We start from the raw sequence: 20,312 nt of genomic DNA, 5'->3' as shown, positions 1-20,312 counted from the left end.
GCATGGCGGCCAACCCTATTGTTCGATCAGAATATCCGTAGGCATCCTCAGCCTGTGGGCGATCTTGCTGATGGCGTCGAACGCCCCTCGCACCTCGCCCGCCTCGAGCCGTGCCAGATACTCCTCCGAAATATCCACCGCCCGCGCGAGCTGCTCTCGCGACAGTCCCCGGTATTCGCGGCATACCTTGATCGGGTGTCCGCCGGCCTCGATCTCCTCGAGAACCGACTGGGGGACCGGTTCGTCGTCCGGGTTATCGACCGCTTTGGTCTTCGTGTCGGTGGGCTTGTTCATCGTCATTTCCTTTCGGCCATGGGGCTCCGCATTCCGCGTCTCCGGGTCAACGCCGACAGGGTTCAAGCGTTTCAGGAGGCTAGCCGAATGCAAGCCGACGCCCGCCTGAACTTCGGTCGCACCAGGGAACTCCGCAGCCTCCCGTTGGTTGAATAGGCATGGCCGACGGTGAGCCGCTACGCGACGAAGGGCACCGGGCGAAATCATCACAGCAAGGAAGTGCGAGGCCGAGCATGGCAACTGCGGAGCATTCCACCCCGGCAAGCGACAGCGACTCTGAAGGCACCACGACCACCACACGGGCGATCACCGTCAACCGCCCCCTGGAGGAACTGTATGCCTTCTGGAGGGATGTGGGGAACCTGCCGAAATTCATGGAGAACATACAGTCGATAGAGGTGCTGGACGAGCGGCGGTCGCGCTGGACGGTCGCCGCACCGGGCGGCACGGAGGTCACCTGGACGTCGGTGATCGTGGAGGACGAGCCCGATCGCCTGATCGCGTGGCGCTCGGAAGAAGGCGCCGATATCGACAACGCCGGCCGGATCGAGTTTCTCGCGGCCCCGGGCGGTCGGGGCACGCAGATACGGGCCGAGATCTCCTACGACCCGCCCTCCGGGGCAATCGGAAAGCTGGTGGCGAAGCTGTTCCAGAGGGAACCGGCCATCCAGACGCGCCGCGAATTGCGGCGCTTCAAGCAACTCATGGAAACCGGCGAGATCAGCACCGCGGAGCCGCCTGACGCGGCGCCCCGCGACTGACCAGATCAGAAGGATCGAACATGCGCGCCCTTACCTGGCAAGGAAAACACGACGTGCGGGTCGAGACCGTCCCGGATCCCCGGATCGTCAATCCGCGGGACGCCATCCTCAAGGTCACCTCGACCGCCATCTGCGGCTCCGATCTCCATCTCTACGACAAGGTCATTCCGACGCTCCAGGCTGGGGACGTCCTGGGCCACGAATTCATGGGCGAGGTTGTGGAAGTCGGACCCGCCAACGAATCGCTGAAGGTCGGCGACAGGGTCGTGGTGCCGTTCGTCATAGCCTGCGGCAAGTGCTTCTTCTGCGATCGCCAGCAATTCTCAGCCTGCGACAACTCCAATCCGGCCGACAAGGCCGACATGTCGGAGAAGCTGTACGGCTACCCCATGTCCGGATTGTTCGGCTATTCGCACCTGACGGGTGGCTATGCCGGCGGCCAGGCCGAATATGTCCGTGTTCCGTACTCGGATGTCGGCCCGATCCGGGTTCCCGATGGCGTCGACGACGACAAGGTGCTGTTCCTCTCCGACATCCTGCCGACCGGCTGGATGGCCGCGGAGAACTGCGAGATCGAGACGGGAGACACGGTAGCGGTATGGGGTTGCGGCCCCGTCGGACTGTTCGCTGTGCAGAGCGCCTTCCTGCTTGGCGCCGAACGGGTCATAGCCGTCGATCACCATCCGCGTCGGCTGGATCTGGCGGCCGATTTCGGGGCGGAGGTGCTGAATTACGAAGAGTGCGACGTACACGACGCGGTCAAGGACATGACGGGGGGCATCGGGCCAGACGCGTGCATCGATGCCGTCGGACTGGAATCGCACGGCATGGCCATCGACAACGTCTACGACCACGTCAAGACGACGACCATGCTGGCCACGGATCGCATTCACGCGCTCCGACAGGTCATCCTCGCCTGCCGGAAGGGCGGCCGGGTCTCGATACCCGGAGTCTACGGCGGGTTTGCCGACAAGTTTCCGATCGGCGCACTGATGGAAAAGGGACTTACCATCAGATCGGGGCAGACGCACGTACAGAAATACCTGCCGAAGCTTCTCGAACTCGTCCTCGAGGACAAGGTCGATACGACCTCGATGATCAGTCACAGGATGCCGCTCGAGGAGGCCGCCGAAGGCTACAGGCTGTTCAAGGAACAGCAGAACGAATGCACCAAAGTCGTGCTCAAGCCACACTAGCCAGGAGAACCGCCATGAATGATGCACGCGGCAAGCTTGCCGTGGTCACGGGGGCATCCACCGGCATCGGCTACGAACTCGCGCGCTGCTGCGCGGAGGATGGTTTCGACCTTCTCATCGTCGCCGACGAACCGCAGATCGAAAAGGCTGCGCGGGACCTGCAAAGCAGCGGTGCCCGCGTCGAACACCTTGTCGCCGATCTGTCCGGAAAAGAGGGCGTGGATCAGCTCGTTGCCGCCCTGAAGGGCAGGCCCGTCGATGCACTGCTCGCCAACGCGGGCGTCGGTCTCGGGCATGCCTTCCTGGACCAGGATCTGAACGACATCCATCGGGTCGTCGACACCAACGTCACAGGCACCCTGGACCTCATCCACGTCATTGGACGGCAGATGCGCGATCGCGATCAAGGCCGCATCCTCATCGTGGGCTCGATTGCGGGCTTCATGCCGGGAAGCTTTCAGGCCGTCTACAATGGCACGAAGGCATTCCTGGATTCGTTCTCGTTCGCCCTGCGCAACGAGCTGAAGGACAGCGCAGTGACCGTGACGTGCCTGATGCCGGGACCCACAGACACTGACTTCTTCCGGCGGGCCGACATGCTCGACACGAAGGTGGGCACCCAGGACAAGGACGATCCCGCCCATGTGGCGAAAGTCGGGTATGACGCCATGCTCAAGGGCGAAGGCGATGTCGTTGCCGGATGGAAGAATAAGATGCAGGCGGCAATGGCGCACGTCATGCCCGCAGACCAGCTAGCCGAGCAGCATCGCAAGATGGCCGAGCCGGGAACCGGCAGCTCCTAGCGCGGACCAGAGCCTTGCCGGCATCCTCCGTGGACGATCGGCGGGAATGTGGCGGCGAGTTCTGGACGGGGCCGTGCCGGCATCAGCCAATGGTCCCGCGCCAGACGTCCTGGCATCGCAAATCCCTTCAAACGAAACGGGCCCTCGGCCCTATTCCTTCACAGCATCTCGGCCGAAACCGCGCGGGAGAATATCCGAACCGCTCGAGAAGGAACGAACGGAAACGAGGCGGAGCGACGCCGGTATCCGGGATCAGTCACTGTCCGGCAATTTCCGGTCTTCTGCCTCGCGGCGCACCGCCTCTTCCGTATCATCCAGCCCGTCGACAGTCTCACCGCGGCGGGCCGTTGTCTCGCTTACCGGCCGGGACCGTGTGGCTTTCCACAGATCGTCCGGCTCGTACTCCCCGGGCTCGGTTTCGTCAGGCATCTCGTCGGGCTCCGGCATTTCATCGGGGGAGCGAACATCGGCGGGCTCATCCTGGCGTCCTGTCGTCGTCGTGACGGGACGGTCGGCGGCGATGACCTCTGTGTGAAGCGCCTGTTCGGACTCGGGCGTGCGTCGGGTCGGATGGATTTTCTGCGTCATGTCGTGCTCCAACAGTTGCTGACAGGTGAACCCGTGAGCACTGAGACCAGTTCCGGAGCCGGCCACGGCGGCCACGGCTCAAGCCTTTTTTGACTGCGGTCACGGAACCGCCCACCCGCCGGACGGGTTGATCGGTCACGGGACATTCAACGAAACAGCGGCGCGAGACGTGACATGGCGGAAGACAGTGACCTCGAGAAGCGGATTGATGCCCGCGCCAGGCACCTATGGGAGCAGGAGGGCGCGCCGGCTGGACGGCAGGACGAATTCCGGGACATGGCGCGGGAGCTTATAGCCATAGAAGACAATCCCCACGCGGCGAAGAAGCCGCTTCCCCGTTCCGGTGCGGAGGCGCGGCAGCGAGACGTTGAGCCCATAGAAGCAGTGGAGAACCAGGGCGAGTTCCCGACCCTTACCGATCAGGGAGAGGGGCAAGCCGGGCCGAGCAGGAAAAGCAGCAGCTAGGTTCACACGGCACAGGAGCAAGACCATGAATTCGCAGAGCAACGGGTCGTCAAAGACGACCACCGATCATCACGTGATCAGGCGCTGGGTCGAGGAACGGGGCGGCAAGCCGGCGGCAGTGTCGGCGACCCGCACCGAGGAGGATCCCGGCATACTGCGCATCGATTTCGGCGAGCCGGAGGAAGATCTGGAGCAGATCGAATGGGCCGAGTTCTTCGAAAAGTTCGAGCAAAGCAACCTCGCCTTCCTCTATCAGGACAAGACCAGCGACGGATCGACCAGCCGCTTTTTCAAGTTCGTTGACAAGGCTTCCGCTTGACGGCGGCGGCTGCGAAACAGCAGGCGGACAGCAACGTGAGAGCCGACAACAGCGCAACCACCGAACAGTTGCGAGCGGACATCGACAGCGGTCGCACCGGTGACAAGGTACCTGGATCCGACCCAGCAGCCGCGCCGCTTGGCGCCGACGATGAGGCCGCGGGCACGCCGCCGGATCCCGCGTGGGTTGCCCAGACACGGAAGCGCGAGAGAGCACTGGGTGAGGGTGGACTCGGAGACAGACAACCGGAGACCCCAAAGCGGAGGGTACCGGCGCTTGCCATAGCCATTGCCGTGCTCAGCCTCGCGGCGCTCAGCGCCTATGTGATCTGGGTTTCCCCTTCCGCTTTTTGACAGGCGGCTGCAGGTGGTCGATGGCCACACAAACAGAAAGGATCGCCCGATGACAACCAGCAGAAAATCCAGCGGTACCAATCATCCGACAGAGCCTGAAGGCAAAGAAGAGCGGTATGGCATCAAGCCCCTGGCCGAACGCAGGAAGGTTGCGGGACAAAAGCCGGAAGGCAAGGACGAGGTCGACCGTCCAGGAGCAGATCTGGGCGGCGCCAGTAAAGAAGGTCGCAAAGGGGTGCATACGACCATACCGGGAGGTCCGCGCCAAAACGTCCCGGTGGGGAACAGCCGCAAGTAATGTGCCTGCCGCCGGAGCGGGCCCGGCAAGCCTCCCAGCACTTGCCGCCGGGCGCAGGTGGGCAAGTGCTAGCGGCCGTAGATCCGATCTATGATTTGCGCCGAATGAAGATATGAGCAAGCGCCTGGATCGAAGCCGGGATCGAGAGAGAGTTGGCGAAGCCAGGCGCATGCGGCCCGCGGCCCCCAGTCATCGGGCGGGCAGGCCAGCACCTCGGCAGCCGTCCCGCGGTAGCGCTCGGCCGTGAAGTCGAAAAACGAGCCTCCGACGTTGCGCCACTGGGCGGATCCTTCGGTGCCGAAGAACCTGGCCGAAATGACGGCATCCTGCCCGGCATGGAGGTTCCACGAGCAACTCAACCTGACAGACGTGCCGGTCTGCAGCCTTATCGAGGCGGCAGCGTAGTCCTCGACCTCTTCCGAACCGCCGCCCAATCGACGCCCTCCTCTGAACAGTCCACCCTGCACGGTCTCCACCTGCGGGAAGTCCAACGTCCACAGTGCGAGGTCTGCCAGATGAACGCCCAGGTCGATCAGGCACCCGCCGCCCGACAGCGTCCTGTTGTAGAACCAGTCCTTGTCGGGTCCGTAGGCGTTGTGGAATTCAAGCTCCACCGCAAAGATGTGCCCGAACTCCTGCGCGCGGACGAGATCCCGGATGCGCGTCATCCCTTCGGTACAGCGATAGGAAAGATCCACACCCAGCAGACGGTCGGCCTTCGCGGCGGCCGCGACGACCTCTTCCACCTCCGCGGCGGTTCGTCCGAGCGGCTTCTGGCAAAAGACGGCGATGCCTCGCTCGAGCGCGGCGATGGCTTGCCCGGCATGGAGCGCACTCGGAGTCGCAATCACGATGCCGTCCGGTGCGATGTCGAGCACTTCCTCCAGCGAACCCACCGCCTCGGCTTCGGATGCAAGTTCACAGGCTTTCGAGCGCATCTCTTCTGAAGGATCGCAGACGGCCACGACCTCCGCACTTCCCGCGGCGACCATGGCCTCCATGCGGTTCAAGCCGATCCACCCGGTTCCCAGAAACGCAATCCTAGGCTTGAGCGTGCCGGTCGAGCGACCTTGTTCGGTGCGATCCAGCATCACATCCGCACCCATGCCTTGAGAAAACCGTCGGGGCGGTCACGCGTCGCGTCGAGCGCCTCATCGAGCCGCTCCAGAGGATAGCTGTGGGTGATCAGAGGGAACGGGTCCAGCCTGCCCGAAGCGACGGCCTCCACGGCGGCTCGCATTCCACGGATATATGCCCGGGGATCCCGCTCGTGCGCGTTCACGACGTCGATCCCGCGCCAGTTCCAGAGCTGCATGTTCACCGCACGGGGACCGTCCTGATGGTAACCAGCGATGATCAACCGACCGCGCTCGCGCGTGAGTTCGCCGCCGAGATCAAGCGGCCACTGCTTGCCGGTCGCCTCGATCACACGGTCGCACATCGTTCCGCCGGTGAGGTCGCGGACCTCCTCGATGATGCGCCAGTGGTCATCGAGCGCAATCAGTTCGTCGGCACCCATCCGCCGCGCTGCATCAAGGGAGAACGGGCGCCGGGAAATGGCGATGACGCGCGCGCCGGCGGCGGAAGCAAGGGAGGTCAAAAGAGCGCCGAGAAATCCGACTCCAATGATGGCAACGGTCTGGCCCGTTTCGATCGCACTGCGGTCGAATATGTTCATGGCGCATCCCAACGGCTCTCCCGGGAACGGCTGGCCGGCGAGGTTCTCCGGCAGCGGCACCACACAATCCGCGTTGCAAACATCGAAACCGGCATAGGCCCGGTAGGACAGTGCCGCAACGCGGTCGCCTGGAACGACGTCCGTCACATCCGGCCCGACGGCGTCCACACAGCCCCATCCCTCGTGGCCGAGGTCTCCAGGCGCGGTGGGAAATTCCATCCAGTCCGGTCCGGCCCACGGCGTGAGGTTGGAGGCACACACGCCGCATCCTTCAAGTCGCACGCGCACCTGCCCTGGTCCCGGCTCCGGGAGCGGAACGTCGACAACCTCGAGCTGACCAGGGCCGGTGAGGACCGCCGCGCGCATCGTCCGAATCCGGCCGGGAGGCGCCGACACTTGCGTCGAAATGTTCATTTATCTGCTCTGCCTTTCAGCTCGACCTGATGCTGCGACCCGTGCGGATCGTCGCTGCATGGTTCACACTGGATAAGCGGCGGCGCGGCCGTAGATATCCGCCACGCCCTGGCCTTCGGCCGTCTTCCCGAACGGGCCGGTGGAGTGGCCGATCGGGCGATACCGGAAACCGTGGCGAGACACTTCTGCGGGATCGAGAATGTTGCGGAAGTCGAACAGCAATCGGCCGCGCATGACCGAAGCCAGGCGCCTCAGATCCAAATGGCGGTACTCGTCCCATTCGGTGAGCACAACAGCGGCATCCACGTCGCCGCAGGCGTGATAGCAATCGTCAGAGAAGCGCACACCGGGCAGGAATTCTGCCGCGGCGCGCGATGCTCTCGGATCGTGTGCATGAACAATGGCACCTGAGGCCTGCAACAGCGGGATGATCGTCAGCGCCGCGGATTCGCGTACGTCGTCGGTACCTGACTTGAAGGCGAGGCCGAGAACCGCGACGCGGCGGGGCCGCCCCCCCTTGCCCATATCGTCGATGATCCGCTGAGCCAGTTTCCTCTTCCGGGCTTCGTTGTCTTCGATCAGGCGCTCCACCAGCCACTGCCTTGCGCCGGCTCGCTTTCCCAACGCAGCAAAGGCGCGCGTATCCTTGGGAAAGCAGGAGCCGCCGTAGCCCGGCCCGGGAGACAGGAACGATGGCCCGATGCGGCGATCGAGGCCAATTCCGCTTACAACGTTTCGGATGTCGCCACCGGTCGACTCGCACAGATCGGCGACGTTGTTGATGAAACCCAATTTCAGTGCGAGGAAGGCGTTGGCGGCGTATTTCACCATCTCGGCATCGGCGGTGGACATTTCCAGGTAGGGGATGTCGCGAGCGCGCAGCGGCGCGTAGATCCGCCTGAGCCGGTCCGCCCCGAGATCGTCGTCGGCACCCGCAACTATCCGATCGGCGGTCATGAAGTCGGCAATCGCGGTCCCCTCCCGAAGAAATTCCGGATTGGAGGCGACGGAGACCGCGTCCCCTCCCCGCTCGCGCGCGACGAGGCGGCCGAGGTTGCGGGCGGTTCCGGCCACGACGGTCGATTTGATGATCAGCACCGCATCGTGCCTGATGTCGCGGGCTAGCTGTCTGGCGGCCGTCTCGATATGGCTGAGATCGATATCACCGTCGGGTCGCGAAGGGGTGCCGACGGCAAGGAAGATCGCATCCGCGTGACCGGCAGCCGGGCGGAGGTCGGCGGAGAACGTCAAACGTCCCGCCGCCCGGTTCTTTTGCATGAGCTCGTGCAGACCCTCTTCGTAGATGGGCACGCCCCCACCCTGCAGGATCGCAATCCTGCTTGCATCGGAATCGACGCAGGTCACCGAGTGGCCCAGCTCCGCAAGACATGCGCTGGTGGTCAAACCAACATAACCGGCACCGACTACCGCCAACTTCATATCGATTTGTCCCGTATTGCGTACCTGGATACGCGTTGATCCGCCCCCAGCGGCTGAGTCCGTAACGCACCCGCATCGGCTGGGTTCCTGCTGATCAAGATGTCATTGCACTTGCGGAAATCACCGGAAGTGAAGCCAAGCTATCAAAGGTCCTAGGTATATCCCCGGATTCATCAGAGACATGTGAGGGAACCTCTGGCTCATCACTGCATTGGTGAAGCAGTTCAATCCAGCCAGCGGGTGTTTCAGTGCAGAGACTCTTGGTAACCGGAGGATGCGGCTTCGTTGGCCGGAGGGTGACGCACGAACTGCTCGCGCACGGCTACGCCGTGCGAATTCTCGACAGTCTCGTCGAACAGGTGCACGACGGCGCCGCGGCAAGCGTTCCGGGCGGAGCGGAGGTCATTCATGGCGACGTCCGGGATGCGGACCTCGTGGCCGATGCTCTGAGAGACACCGACGGGGTAATACACCTCGCCGCCGAGGTCGGCGTCGGGCAGTCGATGTACGAGATCGCCCGCTATGTCGGCGCCAACGATCTCGGGACCGCCGTGCTGCTGGAAAAGATGATCGACAGCAACATCAAGCGGATCGTCGTTGCCTCCTCCATGAGCGTGTACGGCGAGGGGCTCTATGCCGACCGCGACGGGCACCGCCGCCAGAACGTCCGGCGGCGGCGCGAGCACCTCAAGACCGGCGGCTGGAATCCGGTGGATGAGCAGGGACACGAACTCACTCCCGTCCCTACCGACGAGCAGAAGCCGGTAGATCTCGCCTCGATCTACGCACTCACCAAATACATGCAGGAGCGGGCGGTCCTGCTGTTCGGCGATGCCTATGGCGTGGAAGCGGTCGCGCTCCGACTGTTCAACGTCTTCGGGCCGGGGCAGGCCCTGTCCAATCCGTATACCGGCGTGCTTGCGAACTTCGCGTCCCGCCTTACGAACGGCCAGGCGCCGATGATCTTCGAGGACGGTGAACAGCGCCGCGATTTCATCCACGTGGACGACGTTGCCCGCGCCTTCCGACTGGCCTACGAAAAGCCGCACGCTCCAGGGCACGTCATCAATATCGGCAGCGGCAGCGCCTACACGATCACCTCGGTGGCGAACCTCCTGGCCGGTGCGCTCGGCGTCCCGGAGATCGCACCGGAGATCCTTGATCGCGCGCGTACCGGCGATATCCGCCACTGCTTCGCCGACATATCGAAGGCGCGGGAATTGCTCGGATTCGAGCCCCGCCATCGCCTCGAACAGACGGTCGGCGAGTTCGCGGAGTGGGTTCAGAGCACGAGCGCGACCGATCGCGGGGCCGAGATGAAGCGCCAGCTCGAAGAGCGGGGTCTGGTGTCATGAATGCCGCTCCGCCCTCCCGTTCGGAGCGCACGTATGGCTTCGTCGAATGGTTCCGCCCGGGAGAGTACGAGAGAACCGAGGAAACCCTGCCGGACCTGTTGTCTTCCGGCGCATCCTATGTGCGGACCCACCTGTCGTGGGCCGAGTACCTCGCGCCGGGCGGGGAGGACTGGTACGATTGGCTCCTTCCAAAGCTCGGCCGTCACATCGACGTCCTACCCTGCATCCACTACACCCCGCCCTCCCTGTCTCGGAACGGACAGACCACCGGCGCGCCCCGTGTACTGAAGGACTATGCCGACTTCATCGACCATGTCCTGACCCGCTACGGAAAGCATTTCCGCTACATCGAGCTGTGGAACGAGCCGAACAACCTGCTCGATTGGGACTGGCGCGAGGACATCGACTACACGCTGTTCTGCGAGATGGTGGGCGGCGCGGCCTACTGGGCAAAGCGGCGCGGGTGGCGTCCGGTGCTCGGCGGGCCCTGCCCGTTTGACGCCCACTGGATCGACCTTATGGGTGAGCGGGGCGTCCTCGAGCAGGTATACGCCGTGGGACTGCACGGCTTCCCCGGCACCTGGGACAGCGAAGAAGGAAGCTGGCTTGGGTGGGACCGGTACATCGAGGAAACGCGACAGATTGCCGACCGCTACAACCGCGACGCGGAGATATGGATTACCGAGACCGGATATTCTACCTGGCGCCGGGACGAAGCAGAGCAGGCGCAGCGCTTCCTCGATGCGCTCGAGGCGCCGGTACAGCGGATGTACTGGTATAGCTGGCGCGATGTACCGAGCGACGTTGCGGTCCAGGAAGGTCACTGGTTCGACCCGCGTCACTATCATCTAGGTGCCGTCGATCACGCCAACCGGCCGAAGCTGCTTGCGCGCCTTCTGATGGACGGCGGCGTTTCGCACGTGCGGACGATCACCGAACTTGCCGCGCCCTCCGTCACGGGCCGGGCTAGGCCGATCGCCATTACCGGCGGCAGCGGCTTCATCGGCTGCAATCTCGCTGACAGTTTTCTGCGCGACGGAGAGGACGTCGTCGTCATCGACAACCTGAGCCGCAAAGGGGTCGAGCAGAATCTGAACTGGCTGCGCGACGAACACGGATCGCAGGTCCACGCCGTGCTGGCGGACGTTCGTGATCCGGCAGGTTTCGAGGACGCCATCGCGGACGCCAAGGCCGTCTTTCACCTGGCGGCGCAGACGGCGGTAACCTCCAGCCTGGAAGATCCCCTGCAGGACTTCGAGGTGAACGCTCGCGGCAGCATCAACGTGCTCGAGGCCGTTCGCAAGGCCGGTCGGGACATCCCGGTCGTCTTCGCAAGCACCAACAAGGTGTACGGCGGCCTGGAAGACCTGGAGATGATCGAGCTCGACGACAGGTACATTCCCGCCGACGAGGAATTGCGAAGCCACGGCATCGGCGAAGGTCAGGGCCTCGACCTGTGCACGCCCTACGGATGCTCCAAGGGCGTCGCAGACCAGTATGTGCTGGACTACGCCAAGCACTTCGGTCTCCGCAGCTGCGTCCTTCGGATGAGTTGCATCTACGGGCCCCATCAGTTCGGAACGGAAGATCAGGGATGGGTCGCGCACTTCCTTCTCAAGGCGCTCAAGGGCGAGCAGATATCCGTCTACGGTGACGGCAAGCAGGTCCGCGACGTCCTGCACGTCGCAGACGCAATCGCCGCATATCGCGGGCTCCATGCCTCTATCGACCAGGCGAGCGGACAGGCGTTCAACCTCGGCGGCGGCCCGCACAACGCGGTCAGCATCAATACGGTCCTGCGCCAGATCGATCGTCTGGTCGGCCACCGCACTGCGTATTCCTATGGTGATTGGCGACAGGGCGACCAGCTCTACTTCGTTGCCGACACGCGCAAGCTCTCTGCGTTGACAGGATGGCGCCCGCGCGTCTCCTGGCGCGAAGGCCTCGCCAGTCTCTGCGACTGGCTCGCCCGACATCGGTTGCAGCAGCCCGACCCTCGCAAGGTGATCGCGTGATGTTGCGGCAGTCCCACGATCATCACGCCGGCACCCGTTTGAACAATACGCGGGACCGCCAACCCGGCGATCCGCGCAGCATCCTCATGACGGTAGACGCCGTCGGCGGCGTATGGCGGTACGCAATGGACCTCGGCTCCTCGCTGCGCGACGCCGGAATGCAGGTCACGTTCCAGGGTTTCGGCCCGCCACCGGACGAGGAGAAGCGGCGCGAGGCGCGCCGCATCGGCGACCTGTTGTGGGCAGACGCGCCTCTCGACTGGACTACTCTCGACGAGAGTGATCTTGCCGTCATTCCATCCCTCCTCCGTCGCGTGGTGGAGGAACGGCGCGTCGACCTGGTCCAGCTCAACGTTCCCTCGCAGGCCTTTGGACTGGAGCTCCCGGTCCCGGTCGTCGCAATGGCCCATTCCTGTGTCGTGACATGGTTTCGCGCGGTTCGCGGCTTGCCGCCTCCCCCGCCGATGCAATGGCACGAGAACCGCACCCGCGTGGGTCTTCGCTGCGCAGACGCGGTGGTGGCCCCGAGCAGCAGTCACGCCGATATGGTTGCAGCCGCATACGGAGCCTTGGACGGTCTTCACGTCGTGCACAATGCGGTGCATCCGCTGTCGGTCGACCACCCCAAAGAAAGTTACGTCTTCGCTGCGGGTCGGTGGTGGGACGAGGGCAAGAACGGAGCGGTGCTCGACGCCGCCGCGGCGTTGGCCGGCCCACCGGTAGTGATGGCAGGGGCAACGCGGGGGCCCGACGGTCAGTACATCGACATACGGCACGCGCGCGCGCTCGGAGAGATCTCCAACATTGACGCCAGGCGGCATCTGGCCCGGGCGGCGATCTTCGCTTCGCCCTCGATCTACGAGCCGTTCGGCTTGACGGTCCTGGAAGCAGCCAGCGCCGGTGCTGCCCTGGTTCTTGCCGACAATCCCACCTACCGAGAGCTGTGGGATGGCTGCGGCCTCTTCTGCGATCCAGCAAGTCCGGAGGAATTTGCCGCCGCAATAAATAGCGTTGCAAGCGACCCGGTCTTGCGAGCCGATCTCGGCCGACAGGCGCTCGCGCGATCGAGAGCGTTCACATTGTCCAGGCAACTGAAGGCAATGCGGCAGGTGTTCGCGGCAGCGGCGGCGTCAGCAGTTGCACGTCAGCGCTCGTCAAACAAGGCAATGGCTTCCTGATGCGCTTCGTATTCTACACCCATTCCCTGGTCTCCGACTGGAACCATGGCAACGCGCATTTCTTGCGCGGCGTCATGCGGGACCTGATCCGGCGCGGGCACTCGGCGACGGCGCTCGAACCGAGCGGCGGCTGGAGCCGAACCAATCTGCTCATCGATCAGGGACACGACGGTCTGGAGAATTTCGAGGCGGCGTTTCCGGACCTGCATTCCGAGGTCTACGGCGAAAACTTCGATCATGCGGCAGTCCTGGACGGGGCCGACGTGGTGATCGTGCACGAATGGACCGACCCTCAGCTCGTGGCGGACATCGGCCGGATCAGACGTGACGGCGGTCGGTTCAAGCTGCTCTTTCACGACACCCACCATCGTGCCGTGTCGGCCGAGGGCGAGATCGCGTCGCTGTTCCTCGACGACTACGACGCGATCCTGGTGTTCGGGGATGCACTGCGGGAACGCTACCAAAGGGCCGGCTCCACTCCCCCGGCCCATGTCTGGCACGAAGCGGCCGACGTCGAACTGTTCCGTCCTCTCCCGAACGACAGGCTGGACGGCGATGTCATCTGGATCGGCAACTGGGGTGATGGAGAACGGGCCGAGGAGCTAAGGGAGTACCTGATCGACCCGGTGCGGCACCTGAATCTCAGGGGCACGGTGCGGGGCGTCCGCTATCCGGGCAAGGCCCTCGAAGCCTTGAATGGCGCCGGGTTCCACTATGGAGGCTGGATCGCCAATGCCGAGGTTCCGCGGGCCTTCAGCCGTCACCGGGCGACCATTCACGTGCCGAGACGACCCTATGTCGAAGCACTGCCGGGGATTCCCACAATCCGGGTTTTCGAGGCGCTCGCCTGCGGGATTCCTCTCATCTCCGCTCCCTGGAACGACTGTGAAGGCCTGTTCCGTCCAGGTCGCGATTTCCTGCTCGCCCACAACGGCGACGAAATGGTGCACCTCCTGCACGACGTGCTGCACGACGAGGCGCTTCGGTCGTCGATGATCACCGCCGGCCTCGAAACCATCCGCACCCGGCACACCTGCAGCCACCGCGTCGAGGAGCTGCTGAGCATAGTCCGCGCCCTTCGCCTCCCCGACCGTCCCGCCGACCACCGGCTCCAGATAGAGGCTGCGCAATGAAGATCGCCTTTTACGGATCCAGTCTTCTTTCGTCCTACTGGAACGGAGCCGCCACATACTACCGTGGTCTTCTGCGCGCGCTCGCCGCACTGGACTACGAGATCACCTTCTACGAACCGGATGTCTACGACCGCCAGAAGCATCCGGACATGGCCCCGCCCCCGTGGTGCCGGGTTGTCGTGTACGAGGCAACGGTCGAAGCGTTGAAGGAGATCGCGGCCGAAGCGGCTCGGGCCGACATCGTCGTGAAGGCAAGCGGCGTCGGCTTCGAGGACGACCGGCTTCTAAAGGAAGTCATGGCTGCGGCAGGACCCGACGCAATCAAGGTGTTCTGGGACGTCGATGCGCCGGCGACACTGGCGCAACTGAAAGAGGAACCGGACCACCCGTTGCGCCAGGCCCTCGGCGCCCTCGACCTGGTGCTGACCTACGGCGGCGGAGATCCGGTCGTCGCAGCCTATCGCGACTTCGGCGCCCGACGCTGCATCCCGATCTACAACGCGCTCGATCCGACCACCCATTTTCCAGTGGCGCCCGACCCCGCCTTCGCGTGCGATCTGGCGTTCCTCGGCAATCGGTTGCCGGACCGCGAATCCCGGGTGGAAGCGTTCTTTCTCGAGCCTGCAGCCCAGTGCACGGAACAACGGTTTCTGCTCGGCGGATCGGGCTGGCACGACAAGGCGGTGCCGGCCAATGTGCGATACCTCGGGCACGTGCCGACCGGACAGCACAACGCCTTCAACGCCACGCCGAAGGCCGTCCTGAACATTTCACGCACCAGCATGGCCGAAACCGGGTTCTCTCCTGCCACCCGGGTGTTCGAAGCCGCCGGCGCCGGGGCCTGCCTGATCACCGACTACTGGGAGGGGATCGAACTGTTTCTCCAGCCCGACGAGGAAGTGCTGGTCGCGCGCGACGGGCGCGACGTGAGCGAGATTCTGCGCAGCCTGTCGCGAGACGATGCCAGCCGCATCGGCCGCAACGCACTGAGGCGCGTTCTCTCCGCGCACACCTATACGCATCGGGCCAAGGAGGCCGATCGGCTGTTTCGCGAGTTCAGGAGCTTCGGCGCCGTGGAGGCTGCGGAATGAGCGATCCCCTGAAAATAGTCGTGATCGGCCTGTCCTTGTCATCGTCCTGGGGGAACGGGCACGCCACGACGTTCCGAAGCCTCCTTCGCGGCGTGGCCGATGCGGGCCATTCGACACTTTTCCTGGAGCGCGACGTTCCATGGTACGCGGCGCACCGCGACATGCCGGCGCCCGACTTCTGCGAACTCGCCTACTACACCGGCATCGACGATCTCGTCGCCCGTTTCGGCCGGGCTGTCGTCGAGGCCGATGCGGTGATCATAGGATCCTACGTTCCCGAGGGAGTCGGCGTGATCGACCGTGTGGCCGAACTGCGGCCGCGACTCCTCTGCTTCTACGATATCGATACTCCGGTTACCCTGGCCAACGTCACAGGCGGCAAGGAAGAGTTCCTGGCGGCCCGGCAGTTTCCCTTGTTCGACATCTACTTTTCGTTCTCGGGCGGAAGGGTTCTCGACCGGCTGGAACGCGACTTCGCGGCCCGCAACGCTGTCGCGCTGCACTGCTCCGTCGACGAGGCGTACTACCGCTGCACGGGCGAGCCTGCCAAATGGGACCTAGGCTATCTCGGCACCTACAGTCCGGACCGGCAGCCGACGCTCGAGAGGTTGCTGATCGAACCGGCCCGCCGCCTGCCCGAGAAGCGATTCGTGGTGGCCGGACCGCAATATCCCGACGACATCGAGTGGCCGGCGAACGTCGAGCGGATCGACCATCTTCCGCCGCCTGAACATCCTTCCTTCTACAGCCGCCAGCGTTTCACGCTGAACGTGACCCGCGCAGACATGATCGCTGCCGGCTGGTCTCCCAGCGTGCGGTTGTTCGAAGCCGCAGCGTGCCGCACGCCGATCATCAGCGACCGCTGGGAAGGCCTGGGCGAGCTTCTGCCGGAGCAGGAGGCCGTGGTGATCGCCGACTCAAGCGACGACGTGACCTCCGCCCTGGCAATGGACGAGGACCGTCGGCGCCGCATCGCGGACACTGCCTCCGAAATAGTCCTGGCCGCTCACACGGGCAGGGCGCGGGCCGCAGAGATGATCGCCGCACTCCGGAACCTTCTCAATCGCCGGAAATTTCCCGAAAGGAGCCCGACGAGGGGCAACACGAGGGAGTTGGCATGGTGAATACATCCCGGCAGAGGTTGCCGCGTCAGACGATCCTCGTCGCCGGCGGAGCAGGCTTCGTCGGTTCCCATCTTTGCGACGAGCTGCTTGCACTCGGACACCGTGTCATTTGCCTGGACAGCTTCCTGACAGGTCGGCTCAAGAACATCGCGCCGCTGCAGAATCATCCGGAATTCTCGCTCATCACCCAGGATATTTGCGATACGGTCGAAATCGACGAGCCGCTGGACCAGATCTACAATCTCGCCTGCCCTGCCTCGCCGCCGCACTATCAGGCGGACCCCATGCACACGATGATGACCAGCGTGGAGGGTACCCGGCGGATGCTCGAGCTTGCCCGTAAGCACGAGGCGCGCTTTCTCCAGGCGTCCACCAGCGAGATCTACGGCGATCCCCTGCAGCATCCCCAGCGGGAAGACTATCTCGGCAACGTCAACTGCACCGGGCCGCGCGCCTGCTACGACGAAGGCAAGAGAGCGGCGGAAGCCATGTGCTTCGACATGCTCCGCAGCGGCAGGGTCGACGCGCGCGTCGTGCGCATCTTCAACACCTACGGGCCGCGAATGCGCCCCGACGATGGCCGGATCATCTCCAACTTCATCGTCCAGGCGCTTCAGAACAGGCCGCTGACCATCTATGGCAGCGGCGAGCAGACGCGAAGCTTCTGCTACGTCAGCGACCTCGTCGGCGGCCTGATCGCCATGATGTCGAAGACGCCGAATCCGCGGCTGGCCGTCAACATCGGCAACCCAGGGGAGTTCACCGTCCGCGAACTGGCGAGCTTCGTGTGCTCCCTCGTCCCGACCTCGTCGACGATCGAGCACAGGCCGCTGCCCCCCGACGATCCCCAGCGGCGCCGGCCCGACATCACGCGGGCGCGCGACATCCTCGGCTGGGCGCCGGTGGTACCGCTCGCAGATGGCCTGCCCCCGACGATCGACTGGTTCTCGCGGGAACTGGCAGAGACCGTCGACTCGGCTTCCGAACGCCCGGCCGGCCTGACGGCGCCGAAGGAGGCGGCGGAGTGACGCGCGGCATCGACGTGAAGGAAGATCTTGAGGCGCAGATTCGCGCGCTCGGTCCCTGGTTCCACAACATGGAGATCGGCGGCATCCCGACGGCGCCGGACCATTTCCTGGGCGACTACCCGGCCTTCAAGTGGGACGGGTTCAAGCACGTCGTGCCGGAGGACCTCGAGGGCCGCAGCGTGCTCGACATCGGCTGCAACGCGGGCTTCTACTCGCTGGAAATGAAACGGCGGGGCGCGGGTCGCGTCGTCGGAATCGACTCCGATCCCCATTATCTTCGACAGGCACGGTTCGTTGCCGACCAGGCCGGTTTCGACATCGAGTTTCGCCAGATGTCGGTTTACGATCTGGGTCGACTGGGGGAGCGGTTCGACCTCGTGATCTTCATGGGGGTGTTCTACCATCTCCGACACCCTCTCCTCGCGCTCGACCTCCTGTACGAGCACGCCGTCGACGACCTGATGCTCTTTCAGTCGTTGCAGCGCGGCTCCGATCTCGCACCGCAACTGGCCGAGAACTATCCCTTTTCGGAGTGGAGCGTGTTCGATACGGAGGCGTATCCGAAGCTGTTTTTCGTTGAGGACAGGTACGCCGACGACCCGACCAACTGGTTCATTCCGAACAAGGCCGCAGTAGAGGCGATGCTGCGCAGTGCCGGCTTCACGATCGAGCAGAATCCGGAGCGCGAAGTCTTCCTGTGCCGTCGCGGCCTCAGACCAACCATGGTCGAGCCACCGCCGTGCTGAGTGGGCTTGCCGCCAAGACGAGAAAACAGAGCTGAAGCCCGGCCCGACCGCGGGGAGCTTGACTCGACTCTCGCTATGGGACCTCAGCACGATCGTGGGAACGAGCGTAAGTGGATGGGAAGGCTACAAAAAAGAACACTCCCGGCGCGGGCCGCACGGGAGTGTCGGCTGGAAGTCGACATAAGACAGCAATTCCACAGTTACGACCGCCCGAGCGCACCCCACCTGACCTTACAAGAAATGGTCGTACCACCTCACAGTAGCTCACGTCGTTTGACCTGTTGCCGGTTTCGTTAACGTCGAGAGAAGGTATTTAACGGACCTGGAAATAAATGGATCAGGAAATCCCGTTCGATTGGCAGCATCTCTTCGCCGGCTATGGTCAGATGAACAGGACGAGGGATGACGCGAGGACGGACGTGCTCGATTGCATCGAGCGCTTTTACAACCCTCAGCGACACTCGACACTGGGCTATGTGAACCCGTCGAGTTCGAGGAGCAAGCTATGCTGGCTTAACTGCGTGTCCGAAAAGCCGGCCCGTCGCAGATGCTGCGCGGCTCGGGCCAAGAGCCTCATATGCGTGCCGTCACTGTCTTGACAGTGTAGTAGGCCTTCAGCCCTTCCAGTCCCTTCTCACGCCCGAACCCGCTGTTCTTGGTGCCGCCGAACGGCGTTTCCACGCCTCCGGCGAAATATTGATTGATAAACACCTGGCCGCTGCTGACCGAGCGCGCGAAGCGCAATGCGTTGGAAGTGTCCTTCGTGTAGATTCCCGCGACCAGCCCGAAGTCGGTGCACTCGGCAAGGTCGCACGCGTGGGCGAAATCGTCGGCGATCTGCACGGTGAGTACCGGCCCGAATATCTCGTCCTGCACCGCTATGTTGCCGGCATCCTCGGCGAGCAGCAGGGTGGGCGAGTAGAACCAGCCGTCCAGTCCGTCCGGTTTCTTGACGCTGCCGCCGCATAAAACCCTCGCGCCGGCCTCGACGCTTCTCCTGACTATGCCGTCGATCTTGTCGAGTTGCTCGCGCGACACGACCGGCCCGATGTCTGGATTGTCGACGCCGCGCCCGAAGCCGAAGCCCGCGATCCTGTCGATGAGATCCTTAAGGAAGTCGTCGGCGACGCTGCGCTCGACGATCAGCCGGGAGCCGGCGGAACAGACCTGGCCGGCATTGGTGAAGATCGCTTTCAACACGCCGTCGAGGGCCTGGTCCCGGTCCGCGTCTGCGAGCACCACGACCGGCGACTTGCCGCCAAGCTCCATCGTCACCGACGCCACATGCTCGGCAGCCGCCTTCATGACCGACTTGCCCGTTGCGACCGAGCCAGTGAACGTCACATGGGCGACGTCGGGATGCGACACCAGTGCGGCCCCGGTCACCGCCCCTGGGCCGCAGACGATGTTGACAACACCGGCGGGAATTCCGGCTTCGGTCAGGTAGTCCGGCAGTGCGAGTGCGGTAAGCGGGGTCTGCTCGGCTGGCTTGACGATCGCGGTGGCGCCGGCGGCGAGCGCCGGGGCGAGGCCGCGTGCCGTGGTCACCAGCGGGAAGTTCCACGGGATGATGTGCGCGGTGACGCCGATCGGCTCGTGCAGGGTGAACGAGATGTGGTCCTGGCCGAGCGGGATCGTGTCTCCCTGCAGCTTGTCGGCCATCCCCGCGTAGTACTCGAAGTACCGCGCCGACGTTTCGATATCGCCCCTGGCCTCGCGCATCGGCTTGCCGCTGTCGAGGGATTCCAGCAGCGCCAGGCGGCCGGCGTCGCGCCGGATGAACTGCGCCACCCGCAACAGCATACGCCCGCGTTCGGCGGGCGGAACTGCCGCCCAGGTTCCCTTGAGAGCCGCTTTCGCTGCGGCGACGGCCTCATCGACGACCGCCTCGTCGCAGACCGGAACGTCGCACAGCACGGTGCCGGAAGCCGCATCGTAGGTCGGATGGACCGCGGTGCCGGCGACCGGCCGCCGCTTCCCGTCTATGAAGGGATCCAGGGAGAGGCGGGCGATCTCTGCATGCTGCGTCATCG

General features: G+C 64.2%; 20 protein-coding genes and 1 pseudogene. 15 read left to right on the top strand and 6 right to left on the bottom strand.

The genetic code is table 11. The features are described 5' to 3' along the window. Positions 1-15 precede the first annotated feature (15 nt). Complete coding sequence (locus V3328_RS03215) at positions 16-294, bottom strand: helix-turn-helix domain-containing protein (RefSeq protein WP_340328194.1); 279 nt, start codon at positions 292-294, stop codon at positions 16-18. A gap of 233 nt (positions 295-527) precedes the next feature. Between V3328_RS03215 and V3328_RS03210 the strand changes: the two genes are divergently transcribed. Genes V3328_RS03210 through V3328_RS03200 form a run of 3 tightly spaced genes read left to right on the top strand, consistent with a single transcriptional unit; the run spans position 528 to position 3,054 of the window. Beyond that, positions 528-1,055 carry an SRPBCC family protein gene (locus V3328_RS03210; RefSeq protein ID WP_340328193.1) on the top strand — a complete coding sequence of 176 codons (528 nt, stop codon included), beginning with the start codon at positions 528-530 and terminating at the stop codon, positions 1,053-1,055. A gap of 20 nt (positions 1,056-1,075) precedes the next feature. Beyond that, entirely contained in the window at positions 1,076-2,251 is a 1,176-nt protein-coding gene (locus V3328_RS03205; RefSeq protein WP_340328192.1) for a zinc-dependent alcohol dehydrogenase, read from the top strand. A 14-nt stretch (positions 2,252-2,265) separates the two neighbouring features. Then, a complete protein-coding gene (locus tag V3328_RS03200) occupies positions 2,266-3,054 on the top strand; it encodes an SDR family NAD(P)-dependent oxidoreductase (RefSeq protein WP_340328191.1) in 789 nt (262 codons plus the stop codon). Between the two features lie 252 nt (positions 3,055-3,306). On the opposite strand, the gene V3328_RS03195 is transcribed toward V3328_RS03200, so the two are convergent. After that, complete coding sequence (locus tag V3328_RS03195) at positions 3,307-3,642, bottom strand: hypothetical protein (protein WP_340328190.1); 336 nt, start codon at positions 3,640-3,642, stop codon at positions 3,307-3,309. A 174-nt stretch (positions 3,643-3,816) separates the two neighbouring features. Between V3328_RS03195 and V3328_RS03190 the strand changes: the two genes are divergently transcribed. The 3 genes from V3328_RS03190 (at position 3,817) to V3328_RS03180 (ending at position 5,077) form a co-directional block, all read left to right on the top strand. Next, positions 3,817-4,107 carry a DUF2934 domain-containing protein gene (locus V3328_RS03190; RefSeq protein WP_340328189.1) on the top strand — a complete coding sequence of 97 codons (291 nt, stop codon included), beginning with the start codon at positions 3,817-3,819 and terminating at the stop codon, positions 4,105-4,107. 25 nt (positions 4,108-4,132) lie between these two features. Continuing rightward, positions 4,133-4,426, top strand: a complete 294-nt coding sequence (locus tag V3328_RS03185; RefSeq protein WP_340328188.1) for a hypothetical protein — start codon at positions 4,133-4,135, stop codon at positions 4,424-4,426. 402 nt (positions 4,427-4,828) lie between these two features. Beyond that, positions 4,829-5,077, top strand: coding sequence for a hypothetical protein (locus tag V3328_RS03180; RefSeq protein WP_340328187.1), 249 nt, complete (start codon positions 4,829-4,831; stop codon positions 5,075-5,077). A 68-nt stretch (positions 5,078-5,145) separates the two neighbouring features. On the opposite strand, the gene V3328_RS03175 is transcribed toward V3328_RS03180, so the two are convergent. The 3 genes from V3328_RS03175 to V3328_RS03165 all read right to left on the bottom strand — a co-directional run bounded on the left by V3328_RS03175 (position 5,146) and on the right by V3328_RS03165 (position 8,609). Continuing rightward, on the bottom strand, positions 5,146-6,168 hold the full coding sequence (locus V3328_RS03175; protein ID WP_340328186.1) for a Gfo/Idh/MocA family protein: 1,023 nt from the start codon (positions 6,166-6,168) through the stop codon (positions 5,146-5,148). Next, a complete protein-coding gene (locus V3328_RS03170) occupies positions 6,168-7,169 on the bottom strand; it encodes an MDR/zinc-dependent alcohol dehydrogenase-like family protein (RefSeq protein WP_340328185.1) in 1,002 nt (333 codons plus the stop codon). The genes V3328_RS03175 and V3328_RS03170 overlap by 1 nt, the downstream gene beginning before the upstream one ends. Before the next feature lie 63 nt (positions 7,170-7,232). After that, positions 7,233-8,609 (bottom strand): UDP-glucose dehydrogenase family protein, encoded by a 1,377-nt coding sequence (locus tag V3328_RS03165; protein WP_340328184.1) that lies wholly within the window; start codon positions 8,607-8,609, stop codon positions 7,233-7,235. A gap of 248 nt (positions 8,610-8,857) precedes the next feature. Between V3328_RS03165 and V3328_RS03160 the strand changes: the two genes are divergently transcribed. The 9 genes and pseudogenes from V3328_RS03160 to V3328_RS26555 form a co-directional block, all read left to right on the top strand. Then, entirely contained in the window at positions 8,858-9,964 is a 1,107-nt protein-coding gene (locus V3328_RS03160) for an NAD-dependent epimerase/dehydratase family protein (RefSeq protein ID WP_340328183.1), read from the top strand. Beyond that, positions 9,961-11,979, top strand: coding sequence for an NAD-dependent epimerase/dehydratase family protein (locus tag V3328_RS03155; RefSeq protein ID WP_340328182.1), 2,019 nt, complete (start codon positions 9,961-9,963; stop codon positions 11,977-11,979). The genes V3328_RS03160 and V3328_RS03155 overlap by 4 nt, the downstream gene beginning before the upstream one ends. An 86-nt stretch (positions 11,980-12,065) precedes the next feature. Further along, the gene (locus tag V3328_RS03150; protein WP_378759248.1) at positions 12,066-13,157 is read left to right on the top strand and encodes a glycosyltransferase family 4 protein; all 1,092 of its coding nucleotides are present in this window, start codon (positions 12,066-12,068) and stop codon (positions 13,155-13,157) included. After that, a complete protein-coding gene (locus V3328_RS03145; RefSeq protein ID WP_340328180.1) occupies positions 13,157-14,290 on the top strand; it encodes a CgeB family protein in 1,134 nt (377 codons plus the stop codon). The genes V3328_RS03150 and V3328_RS03145 overlap by 1 nt, the downstream gene beginning before the upstream one ends. Further along, a complete protein-coding gene (locus tag V3328_RS03140; RefSeq protein WP_340328179.1) occupies positions 14,287-15,381 on the top strand; it encodes a CgeB family protein in 1,095 nt (364 codons plus the stop codon). The genes V3328_RS03145 and V3328_RS03140 overlap by 4 nt, the downstream gene beginning before the upstream one ends. After that, positions 15,378-16,505: a CgeB family protein gene (locus V3328_RS03135; protein ID WP_340328178.1), complete on the top strand. Its 1,128-nt coding sequence runs from the start codon at positions 15,378-15,380 to the stop codon at positions 16,503-16,505. Before V3328_RS03140 ends, V3328_RS03135 begins: the two co-directional genes overlap by 4 nt. Further along, positions 16,499-17,533 (top strand): UDP-glucuronic acid decarboxylase family protein, encoded by a 1,035-nt coding sequence (locus V3328_RS03130; protein ID WP_340328177.1) that lies wholly within the window; start codon positions 16,499-16,501, stop codon positions 17,531-17,533. The genes V3328_RS03135 and V3328_RS03130 overlap by 7 nt, the downstream gene beginning before the upstream one ends. Beyond that, a complete protein-coding gene (locus V3328_RS03125; RefSeq protein WP_340328176.1) occupies positions 17,530-18,279 on the top strand; it encodes a TIGR04290 family methyltransferase in 750 nt (249 codons plus the stop codon). The genes V3328_RS03130 and V3328_RS03125 overlap by 4 nt, the downstream gene beginning before the upstream one ends. Before the next feature lie 392 nt (positions 18,280-18,671). Further along, positions 18,672-18,796, top strand: a pseudogene (locus tag V3328_RS26555) (IS3 family transposase); the annotation flags it as partial. A gap of 56 nt (positions 18,797-18,852) precedes the next feature. Here the strand turns inward: V3328_RS26555 and V3328_RS03120 are convergent. Then, positions 18,853-20,310, bottom strand: coding sequence for an aldehyde dehydrogenase family protein (locus V3328_RS03120; RefSeq protein WP_340328175.1), 1,458 nt, complete (start codon positions 20,308-20,310; stop codon positions 18,853-18,855). Between the last annotated feature and the right edge of the window lie 2 nt (positions 20,311-20,312).

This window comes from Microbaculum marinum (genome assembly GCF_037855135.1).
In the GTDB taxonomy this organism is placed as follows: Bacteria; Pseudomonadota; Alphaproteobacteria; order Rhizobiales; family Tepidamorphaceae; genus Microbaculum; species Microbaculum marinum.
This window is presented reverse-complemented; position numbering and strand designations above follow the sequence as displayed.

Coding starts and splice junctions, on each gene's coding strand:
- V3328_RS03170 (WP_340328185.1), bottom strand. CDS start 7,169: ATGAACATTTCGACGCAAGTGTCGGCGCCTCCCGGCCGGATTCGGACG.
- V3328_RS03205 (WP_340328192.1), top strand. CDS start 1,076: ATGCGCGCCCTTACCTGGCAAGGAAAACACGACGTGCGGGTCGAGACC.
- V3328_RS03150 (WP_378759248.1), top strand. CDS start 12,066: ATGACGGTAGACGCCGTCGGCGGCGTATGGCGGTACGCAATGGACCTC.
- V3328_RS03185 (WP_340328188.1), top strand. CDS start 4,133: ATGAATTCGCAGAGCAACGGGTCGTCAAAGACGACCACCGATCATCAC.
- V3328_RS03195 (WP_340328190.1), bottom strand. CDS start 3,642: ATGACGCAGAAAATCCATCCGACCCGACGCACGCCCGAGTCCGAACAG.
- V3328_RS03120 (WP_340328175.1), bottom strand. CDS start 20,310: ATGACGCAGCATGCAGAGATCGCCCGCCTCTCCCTGGATCCCTTCATA.
- V3328_RS03135 (WP_340328178.1), top strand. CDS start 15,378: ATGAGCGATCCCCTGAAAATAGTCGTGATCGGCCTGTCCTTGTCATCG.
- V3328_RS03180 (WP_340328187.1), top strand. CDS start 4,829: ATGACAACCAGCAGAAAATCCAGCGGTACCAATCATCCGACAGAGCCT.
- V3328_RS03130 (WP_340328177.1), top strand. CDS start 16,499: ATGGTGAATACATCCCGGCAGAGGTTGCCGCGTCAGACGATCCTCGTC.
- V3328_RS03140 (WP_340328179.1), top strand. CDS start 14,287: ATGAAGATCGCCTTTTACGGATCCAGTCTTCTTTCGTCCTACTGGAAC.
- V3328_RS03215 (WP_340328194.1), bottom strand. CDS start 294: ATGAACAAGCCCACCGACACGAAGACCAAAGCGGTCGATAACCCGGAC.
- V3328_RS03210 (WP_340328193.1), top strand. CDS start 528: ATGGCAACTGCGGAGCATTCCACCCCGGCAAGCGACAGCGACTCTGAA.
- V3328_RS03165 (WP_340328184.1), bottom strand. CDS start 8,609: ATGAAGTTGGCGGTAGTCGGTGCCGGTTATGTTGGTTTGACCACCAGC.
- V3328_RS03200 (WP_340328191.1), top strand. CDS start 2,266: ATGAATGATGCACGCGGCAAGCTTGCCGTGGTCACGGGGGCATCCACC.
- V3328_RS03155 (WP_340328182.1), top strand. CDS start 9,961: ATGAATGCCGCTCCGCCCTCCCGTTCGGAGCGCACGTATGGCTTCGTC.
- V3328_RS03190 (WP_340328189.1), top strand. CDS start 3,817: ATGGCGGAAGACAGTGACCTCGAGAAGCGGATTGATGCCCGCGCCAGG.
- V3328_RS03145 (WP_340328180.1), top strand. CDS start 13,157: ATGCGCTTCGTATTCTACACCCATTCCCTGGTCTCCGACTGGAACCAT.
- V3328_RS03175 (WP_340328186.1), bottom strand. CDS start 6,168: ATGCTGGATCGCACCGAACAAGGTCGCTCGACCGGCACGCTCAAGCCT.